This is a genomic window from Fictibacillus enclensis (genome assembly GCF_030123385.1).
Classification (GTDB): Bacteria; Bacillota; Bacilli; order Bacillales; family Fictibacillaceae; genus Fictibacillus_C; species Fictibacillus_C enclensis.
Genome location: NZ_CP126109.1, coordinates 1,122,827 through 1,138,782 on the forward strand (window position 1 = coordinate 1,122,827; position 15,956 = coordinate 1,138,782).

General features: G+C 46.2%; 15 protein-coding genes. 14 read left to right on the forward strand and 1 reads right to left on the reverse strand.

From position 1 onward, the window contains the following. The first annotated feature begins 45 nt into the window (after positions 1-45). From QNH15_RS06105 to QNH15_RS06145, 9 genes are all read left to right on the forward strand, one after another. Positions 46-1,722 carry a methyl-accepting chemotaxis protein gene (locus tag QNH15_RS06105; protein ID WP_283893337.1) on the forward strand — a complete coding sequence of 559 codons (1,677 nt, stop codon included), beginning with the start codon at positions 46-48 and terminating at the stop codon, positions 1,720-1,722. A gap of 102 nt (positions 1,723-1,824) precedes the next feature. Then, positions 1,825-2,658 (forward strand): aldo/keto reductase, encoded by an 834-nt coding sequence (locus tag QNH15_RS06110; protein WP_283893338.1) that lies wholly within the window; start codon positions 1,825-1,827, stop codon positions 2,656-2,658. 458 nt (positions 2,659-3,116) lie between these two features. Beyond that, positions 3,117-3,662: a peptide-methionine (S)-S-oxide reductase MsrA gene (gene msrA, locus QNH15_RS06115; RefSeq protein ID WP_283893339.1), complete on the forward strand. Its 546-nt coding sequence runs from the start codon at positions 3,117-3,119 to the stop codon at positions 3,660-3,662. Between the two features lie 309 nt (positions 3,663-3,971). Next, positions 3,972-4,724, forward strand: a complete 753-nt coding sequence (locus tag QNH15_RS06120; protein ID WP_283893340.1) for an IclR family transcriptional regulator — start codon at positions 3,972-3,974, stop codon at positions 4,722-4,724. Between the two features lie 21 nt (positions 4,725-4,745). Then, positions 4,746-5,699, forward strand: a complete 954-nt coding sequence (locus tag QNH15_RS06125) for a sugar kinase (RefSeq protein WP_283893342.1) — start codon at positions 4,746-4,748, stop codon at positions 5,697-5,699. A 16-nt stretch (positions 5,700-5,715) separates the two neighbouring features. After that, positions 5,716-6,351 (forward strand): bifunctional 4-hydroxy-2-oxoglutarate aldolase/2-dehydro-3-deoxy-phosphogluconate aldolase, encoded by a 636-nt coding sequence (locus QNH15_RS06130; RefSeq protein WP_283893343.1) that lies wholly within the window; start codon positions 5,716-5,718, stop codon positions 6,349-6,351. A gap of 15 nt (positions 6,352-6,366) precedes the next feature. Further along, positions 6,367-7,515 carry a galactonate dehydratase gene (gene dgoD, locus QNH15_RS06135; protein WP_283893345.1) on the forward strand — a complete coding sequence of 383 codons (1,149 nt, stop codon included), beginning with the start codon at positions 6,367-6,369 and terminating at the stop codon, positions 7,513-7,515. A gap of 121 nt (positions 7,516-7,636) precedes the next feature. Beyond that, positions 7,637-8,908, forward strand: a complete 1,272-nt coding sequence (locus QNH15_RS06140; RefSeq protein WP_283895451.1) for an MFS transporter — start codon at positions 7,637-7,639, stop codon at positions 8,906-8,908. A gap of 109 nt (positions 8,909-9,017) precedes the next feature. Beyond that, positions 9,018-10,183, forward strand: a protein-coding gene (locus QNH15_RS06145) for an IS3 family transposase (protein WP_283889040.1) whose coding sequence is annotated in 2 segments (ribosomal slippage) — positions 9,018-9,294 and positions 9,294-10,183 — 1,167 coding nt in all. Because the reading frame shifts where the segments join, the coding sequence is not laid out codon by codon here. Positions 10,184-10,251: 68 nt separating this feature from the next. On the opposite strand, the gene QNH15_RS06150 is transcribed toward QNH15_RS06145, so the two are convergent. Then, positions 10,252-11,403 carry an amidohydrolase gene (locus QNH15_RS06150; RefSeq protein WP_283893347.1) on the reverse strand — a complete coding sequence of 384 codons (1,152 nt, stop codon included), beginning with the start codon at positions 11,401-11,403 and terminating at the stop codon, positions 10,252-10,254. A gap of 193 nt (positions 11,404-11,596) precedes the next feature. On the opposite strand from QNH15_RS06150, the gene QNH15_RS06155 reads away from it, so the two are divergent. From QNH15_RS06155 to QNH15_RS06175, 5 genes are all read left to right on the forward strand, one after another. After that, positions 11,597-12,049 (forward strand): Lrp/AsnC family transcriptional regulator, encoded by a 453-nt coding sequence (locus tag QNH15_RS06155; protein ID WP_283893349.1) that lies wholly within the window; start codon positions 11,597-11,599, stop codon positions 12,047-12,049. Positions 12,050-12,120: 71 nt separating this feature from the next. Continuing rightward, complete coding sequence (locus QNH15_RS06160; RefSeq protein WP_283893351.1) at positions 12,121-13,185, forward strand: M42 family metallopeptidase; 1,065 nt, start codon at positions 12,121-12,123, stop codon at positions 13,183-13,185. A gap of 10 nt (positions 13,186-13,195) precedes the next feature. Next, complete coding sequence (locus QNH15_RS06165) at positions 13,196-14,044, forward strand: M55 family metallopeptidase (protein WP_283893353.1); 849 nt, start codon at positions 13,196-13,198, stop codon at positions 14,042-14,044. A 27-nt stretch (positions 14,045-14,071) separates the two neighbouring features. Beyond that, positions 14,072-15,001 carry an ABC transporter permease gene (locus QNH15_RS06170; RefSeq protein WP_283893355.1) on the forward strand — a complete coding sequence of 310 codons (930 nt, stop codon included), beginning with the start codon at positions 14,072-14,074 and terminating at the stop codon, positions 14,999-15,001. A gap of 1 nt (position 15,002) precedes the next feature. Then, entirely contained in the window at positions 15,003-15,950 is a 948-nt protein-coding gene (locus QNH15_RS06175) for an ABC transporter permease (protein WP_283893356.1), read from the forward strand. Positions 15,951-15,956: the final 6 nt, after the last annotated feature.

Sequence of the window (15,956 nt, forward strand, 5' to 3'; positions counted from 1 at the left end):
AAAAAGATGGTTAACGTAAAAGTAAAAAAATTAGAGGTGCAGCGAATGAAAATCAGAAGTAAATTATTCATTTTATTGGGAACCGCTGTGGTCGCTTTGATGGTTGCCGGGAGTTATGCGTTTTACTCTATTCATGATCAGACCCGGCTTAGCCAGGAACTGGCCAGTAAGCAGGACATGCAGACAGAGTTTAAGGAGTTTCAATATTACCTGGCAGGCTATTCGAATGATGAACGGGCATACCTTCTTACGGGCAAGAAGGAGTATACAACGGAATTGGCGGATAAAAAGCGCAGGATTGAAGAGCTAAAGAAACAACTTTTTCCTTTGCTGGATGCAAAAACAAAAAAGACTGCTGAGAGAGGATTGACCGGGTATTTTAATTCCAGCACTCGTGCGGTCCAAGCTTATGATGGCGGTGGGAAAGAACTGGCTATGACGGTTCACTTTGTGGATGAAAGAGCCATTAGGAAAAATGTGCTGAATCCTGTTATTGAGAAAATGGTGCAAACGCTTCATAAAGATATTGAAACTCAGAAGCAGAAAAATAAAACGGCGATCAAGATTCAGACAGTTGTTTTTGCGGTTGTCTTGCTTCTTTTAATCGTGGGAGGTTTGGTTTTTGGCAGTATTATCGTGGCCTCCATCGTTCGTCCAATTGGAGTGCTCCACCAAAATATGAAGGAGATCGCTAAGGGGAAAGGGGACTTGACCAAATCCGTAAAGCTTGGCAGAAAAGATGAATTGGGTCAGCTGTCCGACACCTTTGATCTATTTACCTCAAGTCTGCGGAATATGATCATGCAGATTTCAGAAACCACTTCCGAAGTGGCAGCTTCCTCTCAACAGTTGACCGCTAGTGCTGAACAAAATAGCCATGCGGCAAGCCAAGTCACGTTAAGTATTCAGCAAATTGCATCGATTACCGAAGTGCAAACGGAAAAATCGACGGAGACTTCTGAAATGATGGAACAAACGGCAAGCCAGCTCGAGGTTATTTCCAAAAATGCCGTCCTGGCCCGTGACCTGACATCAGCAGCTTCAGAACAGGCCGACGAGGGGCGGATGCATGTCAATCGGACACATGATCAGATGAAAGAGATCGTCGACTCGGTCGATACGGCCCAACAAGGCATTGAGGAACTTAATGCACAATCCGAATCCATTGGAGAAATTGTAACCATCATTACCGAGATTGCCAATCAGACAAATTTGCTTGCGCTAAATGCTTCCATTGAAGCCGCCCGTGCCGGGGAAAGTGGTAGAGGCTTTGCTGTGGTGGCATCAGAGGTACGAAAACTTGCCGAGCAGTCGGGGAGTTCTGCTCAATCGATCAGTGACCTTGTTAAAAAGATTCAGGAGGGGACCCATAACTCCAGTGAATCTGTAAAAATGGTAAGAAACAATGTTTTTGCAGGTCTCACCGTAGTCAAGGAAACCGAAAAGCAATTCCAGCATATCCAGAACTCAACCAATGAAGTGAATCGTCAGATTATGGAAATAACAGGATCGATTGCGCAACTGGCAAAAGGAGCAGAACGTCTTTCCTCTTCATCCGAAATTATCGCAGCAGGCGCAAGAGAGTCGTCCGGCAGTGTGCAGAGCATTGCCGCTGCTACAGAAGAACAACTGGCATCCATGGAGGAAATTGCAGCGTCTGCTCATTCGCTGTCCTTTATGGCAGAAGAGCTGCAAATGATGATATCAAAATTCAAAATCTAGCAAAAAGAAGGAGGCCGTTTTTACGGTCTTCTTTTTTAGATAGATATGAAAAAATGCTTAACCGCATAGAATGTAAAAAGTATAAGGATTAGGGGGACTTAAATGATGATGGGTCTGGAGGAAGGAACGGTGTTGTCAAATGGGGTTCATATCCCATGGATCGGATTGGATTCATGCAGTATAAATAACCCTGAAACAGTAGAAAGAGGAGTGCTTGCAGCCATTAAAGCAGGATACCGGGCCATTGATACTGCGGCATCCTACCAAAACGAACGCGGAATTGGAAACGCTTTATCTTTATCCGGCATGGATAGGAAGCAACTTTTTATTACGGCAAAGTTAAACAGTATTTCTCACGGGTACAATAACACCCTTGCTGCCTTTAATGAGAGCAGAAAGAAACTGGGCGTCGATTATATTGATCTTTACTTGATTCAGTGGCCGGTAAGGGGAGAACTTGAGGAAACATGGAGAGCGCTTGAAATTCTGTATAACCGGGGTGAAGTGAGAGCCATTGGTGTTTGTAATTTTGAAGAAATTGATCTGAAACTGATCATGAGACGAAGTCAGATTAAGCCACATGTCAACCAAATTGAATATCATCCGCTAAAGTCTCAAAAACAGCTGATCCATTTCTGTAAGCAGAACCAGATCCAAGTTCAGGCCAGAAACCCGTATTCAAGGGAGGAGCTTTTCCAGCAAAAAGTCCTGTTGGACATTGCGGTAAAGCATGAGAAAACACCGGCTCAGATCGCCATGAAATGGGCTTTGCAGAATGGAATACCGGTTGTTCCTGCATTTTCGTCCATTAACGAAGTCCAGGAAAATATTCAAATGATGTCTTTTACTCTTCCGATTGAGGATATGGTTACTCTGCACTTTTTGAACAACAGCCGGATGACAGGACCGAATACAGGACAGTACTTTTGCGAATAGCGTTTCATATAACCTTCCACTCGTTGGAAGGTTTGTTTTTTTGCCACAATTTCCATGTCTAAAAGTTGTAAAACGGGGGTAATAAAAATAACAGTTAGCCCAGAGCTTATGAAAAACGGAAGTGAAAATAGATTAATTTTTACTGCACCAGGGTATTGTAGAAGGGAAGAGGTGAATACAGCTATGGAATCAATTACAGATTGGCTAAAGGACATACTACTATTTTTGGGCGGTTTTTTAAATGTCAGCATATTGTTGATCATCATAATTGTAATATTGGTCGTTCGTTCGGTCCGACGCAAAAAAAGAAACAGAGAGCATGAAGATTATCTTGGAAAAGATGATAAATAGCACGCAAAGTAAGGCGGTTCATTTAATGGACCGGCCTTTTTTATGGATTTTCCCTCTTGGAACCGATATGATAAAAAGAATTGAGCAGGATAATGAGGGGGATTTTGATGAAGGAAAACAATAAACTGGAAAAAGCGACGTTTGCCGGAGGATGCTTTTGGTGCATGGTCAAGCCTTTTGATGAATTGCCGGGAATCCATGGGATTGTTTCCGGATATACAGGAGGGAATGTGGAAGACCCATCGTATGAACAAGTGAAAACAGGAACAACCGGCCATTACGAAGCGGTGGAAATTACATATGATCCGGCTATATTTCCTTATCAACAATTACTGGATTTGTATTGGCCGCAAATTGATCCAACAGATGAGGGTGGACAATTTTTTGACCGGGGCAGCCAGTACCGAACAGCGATCTTCTACCATAATGAAGAACAGAAAGATCTCGCACTGGCTTCCAAACAAAAGCTCGAAGACAGCAGCAAGTTCAGCAAATCCATTGTAACCGAAATCTTGCCGGCATCAGTCTTTTATGCCGCTGAAGAGGATCATCAGGATTTTTATAAAAAGAATCCCGTAAAATACAAACAGGAACGAATAGAATCCGGCAGAGATGCATTTATAAAAGAAAACTGGAGCAAAAAAGGCAGCTGATCACAGCTGTCTTATTTTATTGTTTCATTAAAATCTTCATTGAATAGTTCATTGAAGTGTTAGGTGCGAGACTCCGGCGGGAAATGCGTGACAGGTGAGACCTGGAGGCGCTTGGGCCGCGGGGCTCAGCGCACGCCCCGCGGAAAGCGAGCCTCCTGGAACGAAATCAACGACCCTCAAGGCAACAATGAGTTAAGAAAAAGTTTTTTGGAAAGCGGTTGCAATTCAAAAAGAGGTATGGTAGCTTCTAGGTGTCAAAAATCACATACAGAATATTAAATCACATATGTGATGTAGATGGAGGGCAAGATGTCAGTTAAATCAGCTCAGCGGGTACTCCAGGTTTTTGAGTGCTTGACCATGCACACAGAGGGGCTGTCCATTAAGGAGATCAGCGAAACCTTGGACTTTCCGCAAAGCAGCACATCAAATTTAATTAAAACCTTAGCAGATGAAGGCTACCTGAGACAGGACACGCAAAAAAGGTACAAGCTCGGACCCAAACTCATTGGAATTGGAACCGCTGCCATGGAATCGCTGGATGTCTCGGCGGTAGGTAAGCCTTATCTGAAAACGTTAATGGAAGAAGTACAGGAAACGGTTTTTATGGCGCTGATGGCAGAAGAAGAACTGGTTTATGTTGCCAAAATTGATAATAACCGCTCCATCCGGACCACCGCCCAGCCTGGCAACAAAAAGCCAATATACTGCACAGGGCTTGGCAAGGCATTCCTTTCCTTCATGCCGGAAGAATCAAAAAACAAGCTGCTTGATTCAACAGAGCTGCTTCCGATTACGAGTCACACCATTACAAGCAGGGAACAAATGGAACACGAACTTGCCGAAAGCAGGAAACGGGGCTACGCGATCGATAATGAGGAAAACGAAGAGGGATTATTCTGTCTGGCGGCTCCAATATACGGGGGTGACCGGCAGATGCAGGCTGCGATCAGCGTAGCAGGGCCCAAAGAGAGGATGACTGCCCGTAAAGATCAGATTGCCAAAGTGCTGCTGCTTACTTCAAAAAAGATATCAGCCAGTCTCGGCTATTTGGCCAGATAAAAATGACAGGGAGGGCAAAAGATGGATGTGATCAGTATAGGGGAAGCGATGGTGCTTTTTACCCCTGAAACGAGCGGGCCTATGAGGTATGCCCGGGATTATACCTCGAGAATAGCCGGAGCAGAAATCAATACACTCATTGGGCTGGCTAAACTTGAGCATGAAACAGGATGGATTTCCAGAGTGGGAAGTGATGAGTTCGGTGCCATGCTCAAAAACGCCGTAAGAGGCGAAGGGGTGGATGTGAGTGAGGTTGCCGCAGACGATGAGGCACCAACAGGCATCTTTTTTAAAGAAAATGTCTACGGAGACCACGTACGCGTACATTATTACCGTAAACACTCGGCCGCCAGCTTTCTGAATCCGGAAAGCATTAACGAAGACTACCTGTCAGAGGGCAAAGTGCTGTACATAACCGGCATTACCCCGGCGCTGTCCGATTCGTGTTCAAAGGCTGTTTTTCAGGCAATCGAAATAGCCAAAAAGCACAAGTTGACCATTGTCTTTGATCCAAACATCAGGTACAAGCTCTGGACTGAGGAGAAGGCACGAAACACCATCCTGGAGATTGCAGGCCATTCCGATATTGTTTTTCCGGGTACAAGTGAAGGGGAATTTTTATTCGGAACAAGCCATCCGGAGGAAATAGCAGATGCGCTGCACGAGCTCGGACCAGATACTATTGTTGTAAAAAAGGGTGAAGAAGGTGCTTACTATTCCTGCCTTTCAAAAAAGGAACAGGGGCATGCGGAAGGTTTTCGTGTGAAACAGGTAATCGATCCGGTCGGGGCAGGTGACGGATTTGCGGCAGGAGTGGTATCGGGGCTGCTTGATGGACTTTCCCTCAAAGAATCTGTGACCAGGGGCTGTGCCATCGGAGCTATGGTTACGATGGTCAATGGGGATATTGAAGGTCTTCCTGACCGAAAAACGCTTGAGCTTTTCCTGTCGAGCAAAAGTGACGTAAGCCGTTAAGAAAAGAGGAGGAACCATGTTGTCTGATGTACTTTCATCCATAAAAGAAAATAAATTGGTTGCCATCATCCGAGGTGCAGAACCGAAGAGCGTGCTGAAGATCGCACGTGCGCTTCAGGCCGGGGGTATAAGAACGCTTGAGATCACCTTGAACTCACCAGGGGCGCTTAAAGTGATCGAAGAGGTTTCATCGGAATTGGGAGATGAGCTATTGGTCGGTGCGGGCACCGTTCTTGATCCGGAGAGCGCAAGAATGGCAATCCTTGCCGGTGCGCAATTTATCCTGGCTCCAACCGTTAACTTGAAAACGATAGAATTGACCAAAAGGTATGGAGCGGTAAGTATTCCGGGCGCGTTCACACCAACAGAAATTTTAACCGCCAATGAGCATGGGGCGGACATTGTCAAAGTGTTCCCTGCTTCCATCGGGCCATCTTATATTAAGGATTTGCGTGGGCCGCTTCCCCACATTCCGCTGCTTCCAACAGGCGGAGTGACGCTTGAAAATGTTTCGGACTTCATGAAAGCAGGTGCAGTCGGATGCGGCATTGGCAGTGCACTTGTGAATACAAAAGAAGAAGTTACAGAAGCGTATTTATCAAAGCTTACTGAAAAAGCACGTGATTTTGTAAACGCCGTATCACGAGATTAATAGGAGGATGAGATCATGAAAATTACAGGATATGAATTGTTTCAGGTGCCGCCGCGCTGGCTGTTTTTAAAAATTACCACGGATGAAGGAATCGTGGGCTGGGGAGAGCCGGTCATTGAGGGGCGTGCAGCCACGGTTGAGACAGCGGTTGAAGAATTGATGGAATACTTGATGGGCAAAGATCCGATGCATATTGAGGATCATTGGAACCTGATGTACCGGGCAGGCTTCTACCGGGGAGGCCCAATCATGATGAGTGCCATTGCGGGTATTGATCAGGCGCTCTGGGACATGAAAGGAAAGTATTTTAACGCTCCTGTCCATCAGCTGCTTGGCGGAAAATGCCGTGATTCCATTAAGGTGTATTCATGGATTGGCGGAGACCGGCCAGCAGAGGTGGGGCTTGCTGCCAAAAAGGCACAGGCTGCCGGATTTAAAGCAGTGAAGATGAACGGAGCGGAAGAGCTTCAATATATTGATTCCTATGACAAAGTGGATAAAATTCTGGAAACCGTTGCCACGGTCAGAGAAGCAGTTGGACCGCAGTTTGGAATTGGTTTGGATTTTCACGGACGTGTGCACAAACCGATGGCCAAGCTGCTGGCAAAAGAGCTTGAAGTCTATAAGCCTATGTTTATCGAAGAGCCGGTCCTTCCTGAAAACAATGAAGCGCTGCGCGAGATTGCGAGAGCCACTTCCATTCCAATCGCCACAGGGGAAAGGATGTTTTCCAAATGGGATTTCAAGCCACTGCTGATTGATGGATATGTCGATATTATTCAGCCGGATCTATCCCATGCCGGGGGAATCACGGAGTGCAAGAAAATCATGTCGATGGCTGAAGCTTTTGATGTGGCGGCTGCTCCGCACTGCCCGCTGGGCCCGATTGCACTGGCCTCCTGTCTGCAGGTGGATGCAACCTGCCATAATGCGTTTATTCAGGAACAGAGTCTTGGTATTCATTATAACGAAGGCAGTGACATTCTCGATTATATCGTGGACCGTTCCGTCTTTCATTATGAGGAAGGCTATGTCAAGATTCCTGATGGGCCAGGCCTAGGCATCGAAATCAATGAAGACCATGTCAGAAAGATGGCCGAGGAAGGTCACAACTGGAGGAATCCGGTTTGGCGGCATAAGGACGGCAGTATCGCAGAATGGTGAGAATCTCACCATTCTTGCCTGATCTGTAAGCGCTTCATCAAAGAAAGGGGTTCGCATCATGTACTAACAAAAGAAGGAAAGGCGTACAAGGGCGAGGTACGGGGTTCTTGCTCTTGTTTTTATAAATGTCATCATTAACTATATGGACAGAAGCAATATCTCGGTTGCCGCCACTTCTATGGGAAAAGACCTTGCGTTAAGTTCAGTGCAATTAGGCTTGATTTTTTCAGCGTTTGGCTGGGCCTATTCCGCCCTTCAAATCCCGGGAGGATGGATGGTTGACCGTTTTGGCCCGAGAGCAATGTATGCTTTAAGTTTATGTACATGGTCAATCGCCACCTTATTTCAGGGGTTCACGAAGGGGTTTGCCGGTCTGTTCGGCCTCAGGCTTGCGACTGGGGCGTTTGAAGCCCCGGCATTTCCGACGAATAACCGGATCGTCACCAGCTGGTTTCCAGACAATGAACGTGCTTCAGCCGTTGCCATGTATACGTCCGGCCAATTTGTGGGTCTGGCATTTCTGACACCGGTACTTGCCACCATCCAGCATTATACAGGATGGAGAGGGCTGTTCATTATTACCGGGATCATCGGTATTGTCTGGTCCCTCGTCTGGTATGCGGTTTATCGGGATCCCAATAAAAGCAGAAAAGTAAACAAGAAAGAACTGTCTTATATAGAACAAGGCGGAGGACTGGTCAATCCAAAAGGCAAAGAGAATCAGGAAAAAGAAAAGCTGGAATGGAGCGATTTGAAAGAAACCTTATCCCATCGAAAGCTTTGGGGCATCTATCTCGGCCAGTTTGCCGTCAATTCCACCCTCTGGTTTTTTCTAACCTGGTTCCCTACTTATCTGGTGGAATACAGGGGATTGGATTTCATTAAATCTGGTTTTCTGGCTTCTCTTCCGTTCCTTGCCGCATTTGTCGGTGTTCTGATCTCAAGCTTTGTTTCGGATTACATGGCCAAGCGGGGAGTATCCATGGGTATTGCCCGAAAAACACCAATCATTACAGGTCTTCTTTTATCCATCGCCATTATTGGAGCCAATTATGTGGATAATACAACGATGATTATCTTTTTCATGACCATTGCCTTCTTCGGAAACGGTCTGGCTTCCATTACATGGTCGCTTGTTTCCCAGCTCGCACCGAAACGACTTGTCGGGCTGACTGGCGGGGTTTTTAACTTTATCGGAAGTCTCGCATCCATCATTGTTCCGATTGTCATTGGATACTTGGCGAAAGGCGGAAACTTTGCGCCCGCACTGGTCTTCATTGGCGTTCTGGCGCTGTTTGGTGCGCTATCCTACATCCTTTTGGTTGGAAAAGTAGAGCGAATTGTGGAAAAGGGCGATGCTGGGAAGCGTTCAAATCTGTCCCATCATGCATAGATAGAAAGAAAAAAGGCAGCGGTCTAGACTAACCTAAGTAAATGAGACACAATAAAACACCTTCGAAATGTTACACTTAAAACAAGTGAGAATTCGGAGGTGTTTTTGCATGGGCAAAAACGTATATTCAAGTGAAGTGAAGTGGGCTGTGATTAAAGATAAAATGAGCGGCCAATTGACCAACCAGGAGATTATGGAAAAGCACGGGATTAAGAACAAAACGCAAATTAGTACCTGGATGAAATGGTATAAAAATAATGAGATCCATCGGTTTGATCAGCCGATTGGAAAGCAATACACCTATGGGCTTGGTCCAGACATCCTGAGTGAGGAAGAGAAAAAAGAGAAGAAATATGCCCATTTAAAACAGGAGAACGAAATCTTAAAAAAGTACTTGGAGATGGTAAAGGAGTTGAAAGAGAAGTAGTCCTGCAGCTTGTGGAGAAATTGCGGAAAAAGTATACGGTCTCTGCCGTTCTATCCGTATTAAATGTGCCGCGGGCGAATTACTATCGCTGGGTCAAGACGCTTCCGTTGAAATCATTAAGCAGAGAAGAAACGGTCATTATTTCATTGTGCAAGGAAACAAAATATCGATATGGACACCGCAAAATCAAAGCCTTATTATGGCGTCAGCACCAAGTAAAGCTCAATCGAAATACCGTTCAGCGCATAATGCAGAAACATCATCTTCAATGCAGGGTAAAGCCGAAAAAAAGATGGAAATCCCAAGGAGAAACGATCGTGGTGGCCCCCAACCTATTAGAGCGAAATTTTCGGGCCAGCGCGCCCAATCAGAAATGGGTGACGGATATTACCTATATTCAATATGGATCGTCTACCCTTTATTTATCGACGGTTATAGATTTATATAATAACCAAATTGTAGCCTATAAACTCTATACACATCAGCAAACCCCCTTAGTCATGGATACGCTAAAAGAGGCTTTGGACCATAGAGGGAACCCGAAAGGGGTAATTCTCCATTCCGATCAGGGCAGTGTGTATACTTCCTATGCCTTTCAGAACTTTGTGAAAGAGGAAGAAGTAATCAGCAGCATGTCGCGAAGGGGCAACTGTTGGGATAACGCCGTCATCGAGTCGTTTCATTCCAATTTAAAATCGGAACAATTTCAGTATGTAAAATTCAATTCTTTATCTTTAGATAAGGTACGTGAGCAAATTGACCATTATATAAACTACTACAATGAAGAAAGAATACAAGAAAAATTAGGCTACCATTCACCCATGGAATTTGGTCGAATGGCAGCCTAATAAAGGTGTTTTATTCTTGTCTCATTTCAATATGGCAGTCTAGTCATCGCTGCCTTTTTTCTATGATTCTACTTTTCTTTTGAACGATCATAAACAATAGTACCATTGATAATGGTCGTTTCTACCATGCTCCGGGCATCAAACGGATCGCCATCCCAAATGACCACATCGGCGTCCTTTCCTTTCTCAAGGGAACCCACCCGGTCCTCCACCCCGAGATGTTTGGCAGCATTCAAGGTAATGGCCAACCAGGCGGTTTCCAGATCCAGACCGTGTTTAACAGCACTGATCGCGCTCAAAATCAAGCTGTCGATTCCCACTACTGGATGATCGGTGGTGATGGATACCGGCACTCCGGCTTCGTTCAGCTCTTTGAGCGTATGCCATCCTTTGTCAGCCAGTTCAATCTTGCTTCGTGTGGAAAGGGTCGGGCCGACAGAAACACGCACATCATGTTCTGCGATATAGGATGCAATCTGATGGCCCTCAGTACAATGCTCAATCGTCAGGTCAAATCCAAATTCCCTTGCCAGCCGGAGAATCGTGGCGATGTCATCTGCACGGTGGGCATGTGCCCGAATAGGTATTTCCTTTTTCAGGACTTTGATGAGCTGTTCGGTTCCTAAATCAGGTGTGAGCTCTTCACCCTGCTCAAGCTTTTTTAAAGCATGGTGCGCCGCTTTCATCTCCTTGCGAAACAGAGCTGCAATGCCCATTCGGGTAACCGGCGCTTTACCTTTTCCTCCATAAAAACGTTTGGGGTTTTCCCCGAATGCCGCCTTCATACCGGAAGGATTGCGGATGACCATTTGATCAATAACCGTTCCGGCCGTTTTAAGGACCACCATTTCTCCCCCGATAACATTGGCGCTGCCCGGCATCACCTGAACAGTAGTCACACCGGCTTTCCGGGCGTCTTCAAATCCCTGCTCATTAGGATTAATGCCGTCGATTGCCCGCACATAGGGAGTAACGGGATCACTTGTCTCATTGTAATCATGCCCCGCTGGCCCGATTCCCTCTTCATGAATGCCCAGGTGTGTATGTACATCGATCAAGCCAGGCGTCACAAATTTTCCTTCCGCATCAAGAACTGTTTCGGTTTCTGGAAGGTCGATGATTTTACCGATGCTGGCGATTTTTCCTTGATCCAGCAGAACATCTCCTTTATAAATTGTTCCTGTGCCGGTCACGAGTGTTCCATTTTTAATCAAAAGCATGACAAAAATCCCCTCTTTTTTTCAATTTTTTTCAAAAAACACTTGAATAAATATTCTGAAAAAATTATACTATTTAAAAATTACTAATTTCAATACCATTTGCTAAAAAAAGTATAGTTTTTAGGTAATAAATACTAGTAATAGTACTAAATTAGTGGTTTTAAGAAGCTTTTTATTACTGAAAGGTGGAAATATGGTGTCGGTGGAGATTATTGATCATTTGGATAAGGGGATTATAAAACTTTTATCCAAGGATGGAAGAATGTCATTTACAGAAATTGCGAATCGTTTGAATGTAACCGAGAAGACCGTCCGTTCCCGTTACAACAACCTTGTGGAAAATAACATTCTCGAGGTCGTCGGTGTGGTGAATCCGATTTCTCTTGGTGTCAAAGTAGGAGCCATCATTCAAATCAGTCTGGTTCCGCCAAATATGGATCAAACCATTCAGCAGTTGAGAGACATTGCCGGCATCCGGTTTATTACATTGACCTCAGGCGAATACCAATTGCTAGTACAGGCCAACGTCAAGGATTATGAGGAGATTACCGAGATTGTAAAAAGCATTCATCAACTTCCGGGTATCAACAAAAGCAATGTGATTTTGCAGATGGATGTGTATAAAAATTCATTTGAATATATTTAAGGCCTCCGGGTCTTTTTTATATCAGCATCAGGTTCAGAAAATTCGGTTTCCTTTTGAGGAGGATTGCGACAGTGTATCAGTTGATTAAAGCGTTGACCGAGCTTCACGGACCATGCGGACATGAACAGCAGATTACCCGCTGTATTCGTGAAATAACAGCAGAGCTTGCAGACTCGGTTGAAGTGGATGCCGTTGGAAATGTTATTTGCAGAACGAAGGGGAGCCAGCCGGGACCAAGAGTCATTGTGACGGCCCATATAGACGAAGTTGGATTTGTGATCAAGAAAATAGAAGAGAATGGCATGCTGCGTTTTGAAAAGTTGGGCGGGCATGATGACCGTATCCTGCTTGCCCAAAAGGTGGAGGTAACGACGGAACAGGGACGCTTAAGGGGAATCATCGGCACTATCTCCGCCCATTATATGAAATTTGACAATCCGGATACCGTCCGGAAACATAAGGAACTTTATATCGATATTGGAGCTTCATCAAAGAGTGAAGCTGAGTCGCTCGGTGTACAGGTGGGAGACATTGCGACCTGGTTTAGTGAGACAGAATACCTCGGGAATGAAGAAACCGGGCGAATCGTAGGGAAGGGCTTTGATGACAGAGCAGGATGTGCGGTGCTCATTCAGGTGCTTCAGGAGTTAAAGAACAAAGAATTTGCAGGTGAGGTTATTGCGCTGTTTTCAGTTCAGGAAGAAGTGGGCCTGAGAGGAGCATCCATTGCTGCCAACCATCTCAAAGCGGATGCTGCCATTGCCGTTGACACCACGGCTGTGAGCGATACACCTGAAAGCACGATGGACAATAGCTTAAAGCTTGGAGACGGGACAGGCATTAAAATTATGGATTTTAGTTTGATTGCCCATCCGGCCATCAAAAAAACATTGGTGAATCTGGCGCGAGAACACGAAATTTCCTTTCAGCGAGAGGTCTTTCCGGGGATCGGAACGGACGGCGGGGCACTGAGTCTTGGCGGAAGGGGCATACCTACAGGTGTTCTTTCCATTCCATCAAGGTATGCCCACTCACCGGTGGAAGTGATTGATATGGGAGATCTGCAAGCAACCGTGGATCTGCTGCTCTCGTTTATCGAATCGTTATCAGAACGTTCATCATTTACATTTTTATAGGAGGAAAAACATGAAAATTTTTATTTCTGCAGATATGGAAGGCATTTCAGGAGTAGCGACGAACATGCAGCTGAAAAAAAACGATGAGTATCAGCGCTTTAGGAAGTTAATGACACAGGATGTCAATGCCGCTATTGCAGGAGCATTTGATGGAGGAGCAACCGAAGTGACCGTAGCCGACGGCCATGGCAATATGTCCAACATCCTTGTTGAGGAGCTGGATGAGAGAGCGCGTCTTGTGTCGGGAAACAACCGGGTGTTATGCCAGCTGACTGGCCTGGATGACAGCTTCGGCGGGATCATGTTTGTTGGCCACCATGGACGAGAAGCGGGGTCCGCACGTGCGGTGATCAGCCATACACTCGCTGGTGTCGCGGTTGCTGAGATGAAAATCAACGGAAAGGTGGTCGGGGAAACAGAAATGAATGCAGGCGCTGCGGGCTTTTTCGGTGTACCTGCCATTCTTGCCACCGGAGATGATGCCTACGTGGAGGAAGTAACGGAAACCTTGCCTGAAATCGAAGGTGCCGTGGTGAAATTTGCGGTTGACCGGTTTTCAGCAGAACTTCTTCATCCCTCAAAGGCAAGGCAGATTATCCGTGAAAAAGCAAAGCGGGGAGTAGAGAGGGCAAAAGAGATTCCGCCATACGTGGTGGAAGGCCCTGTTACATTTGAGATTGAGTTTAAAGGAACAAATCAGGCGATGATGACGACCACCTTGCCGACAGTCGAGCTCATCGGGCCAAAGACGATCCGATTTACGTGTGAAGATTATATTACCGCCTACAAGCATATGTGGGGTGCGGTCATTATCGGTATGGCAGCGACCAATGGCGTACTGGGACATGCCAACGCCTAAAACCTGAAAAGAAAGGAGCGTGGGGAAATGAAGTTCATCCTGAAGCGGCTGCTGACCATGCTTTTAACCATCTGGGTTATTACAACGCTCACATTCGTGATCATGCATACGATCCCGGGAGATCCTTTTTCGTCGGATTCCGATGTGCTGCCAGAAGAAGTATTGAACAACATGCGCGCAAAGTTCAATCTCGATAAGCCGCTGCCTGTTCAATATTTGCTTTACCTGAAAAACCTGGCGTCATTTGACCTGGGTCCTTCCATTGAATCGGAAACACGCAACGTGAACACACTCATTGCTGAAGGTCTGCCGGTTTCCGCACTTCTCGGATTCCAGGCATTGGTGATCGCCCTTGTCTTTGGAATGATCCTTGGAATCATTGCTTCTCTGTTTCATAACCGGACCATCGACTATGCCGCCATGACGATCGCCATACTCGGTATATCTGTTCCAAGCTTCATCCTGGCGCCATTGCTGATCAAGTTCTTTGCCGTTCAATGGGGGATGCTGCCGGTCGCCTCATGGGGCACATGGAAACATACAATATTGCCGTCCGTTGCACTTGCTGCCGGGCCGCTCGCCATTATTGCCCGGTTTACGAGATCAAGCATGCTTGAGGTGCTTAAACAAAATTACATGAAAACAGCAGATGCCAAGGGACTTGGTGCGGCAGGAATCGTCATCAAGCATGGCATTCGCAACGCAATTATCCCGGTTGTTTCTTTTATGGGGCCGCTTGTTGCCCATCTTCTGACCGGAACCTTTGTTATTGAAAAGATTTTCGCGATCCCTGGGCTGGGCAAATACTTTGTGGACAGTATCTTTAACCGGGATTATCCCGTCATTCTTGGAACGACCATCTTTTTCAGCGTAGTGCTGATCGTAACGCTCTTTCTTATCGATTTATCTTACAGGCTCATTGATCCGCGAATCAAACTAAGCAGCAGGGGGGACTGACATGCTGGAAAAAGCTTCTCAGGATTCACTTTTCAGGCCGATTGAAAAGGGCCGTCTGAAAAAAGAAGAGATAAGGCGGCCGAGTGTCAGCCAGGCAAAAGAAAGCTTTCGAAGGGTTTTGAAAAACAAACTGGCTGTCACCGGAGCCGTCATTTTGCTGCTGATTCTGTTTTTTGCCATCTTTGGTCCCCGAATGGTTTCGTACAGTTATTCCGACCAAAGTCTGGCGAGCGGAAACCTGGCGCCTGACGGAAAACACTGGTTTGGAACCGATGATCTCGGCCGCGATATGTGGGCAAGAACATGGTATGGTGCCAGGATTTCCTTAACGATCGGGGTGGCAGCTGCGGTGATTGATCTCGTCGTTGGCCTCCTGGTTGGCGGTATTTCTGGCTACATGGCAGGCAGGGGAAAACTCGGTGACCGGATCGACAACGGTTTGATGCGTATTGTTGAGATTCTGTACAGCATTCCTTATTTGCTCGTCGTCATTCTGCTGTTGGTGGTTATGAAGCCGGGATTATGGACCATCGTTATTGCTCTTTCCATTACAGGCTGGGTCTCGATGGCCCGGGTTGTGCGGGGCCAGATTCTCCAGATTAAACAGCAGGAGTTCGTGGCCGCTGCGCAAAAACTCGGAACACCGCACGGAGCCATCATTCTTAAGCATTTGTTTCCCAACATGATGGGTATCATCATCGTCAATCTGACGTTTACCATTCCAAATGCCATCTTTGCCGAAGCCTTCCTGAGTTTTATCGGCCTTGGGGTACAAGCGCCCATTGCAAGCTGGGGGACGATGGCCAACGATGCGCTCGGTGTAATTTTGAGCGGGCAGTGGTGGAGATTGTTTTTTCCGGGATTCATGATTTCACTGACAATGTTTGCGTTTAACGTGTTCGGAGACGGATTACAGGATGCACTGGATCCGCATCAGGCAAAAGATTAGGGGGAG

Coding starts and splice junctions, on each gene's coding strand:
- QNH15_RS06120 (WP_283893340.1), top strand. CDS start 3,972: ATGTCAGTTAAATCAGCTCAGCGGGTACTCCAGGTTTTTGAGTGCTTG.
- msrA (WP_283893339.1), top strand. CDS start 3,117: ATGAAGGAAAACAATAAACTGGAAAAAGCGACGTTTGCCGGAGGATGC.
- QNH15_RS06165 (WP_283893353.1), top strand. CDS start 13,196: ATGAAAATTTTTATTTCTGCAGATATGGAAGGCATTTCAGGAGTAGCG.
- QNH15_RS06130 (WP_283893343.1), top strand. CDS start 5,716: ATGTTGTCTGATGTACTTTCATCCATAAAAGAAAATAAATTGGTTGCC.
- QNH15_RS06150 (WP_283893347.1), bottom strand. CDS start 11,403: ATGCTTTTGATTAAAAATGGAACACTCGTGACCGGCACAGGAACAATT.
- QNH15_RS06110 (WP_283893338.1), top strand. CDS start 1,825: ATGATGATGGGTCTGGAGGAAGGAACGGTGTTGTCAAATGGGGTTCAT.
- QNH15_RS06125 (WP_283893342.1), top strand. CDS start 4,746: ATGGATGTGATCAGTATAGGGGAAGCGATGGTGCTTTTTACCCCTGAA.
- QNH15_RS06155 (WP_283893349.1), top strand. CDS start 11,597: ATGGTGTCGGTGGAGATTATTGATCATTTGGATAAGGGGATTATAAAA.
- QNH15_RS06105 (WP_283893337.1), top strand. CDS start 46: ATGAAAATCAGAAGTAAATTATTCATTTTATTGGGAACCGCTGTGGTC.
- QNH15_RS06175 (WP_283893356.1), top strand. CDS start 15,003: ATGCTGGAAAAAGCTTCTCAGGATTCACTTTTCAGGCCGATTGAAAAG.
- QNH15_RS06170 (WP_283893355.1), top strand. CDS start 14,072: ATGAAGTTCATCCTGAAGCGGCTGCTGACCATGCTTTTAACCATCTGG.
- dgoD (WP_283893345.1), top strand. CDS start 6,367: ATGAAAATTACAGGATATGAATTGTTTCAGGTGCCGCCGCGCTGGCTG.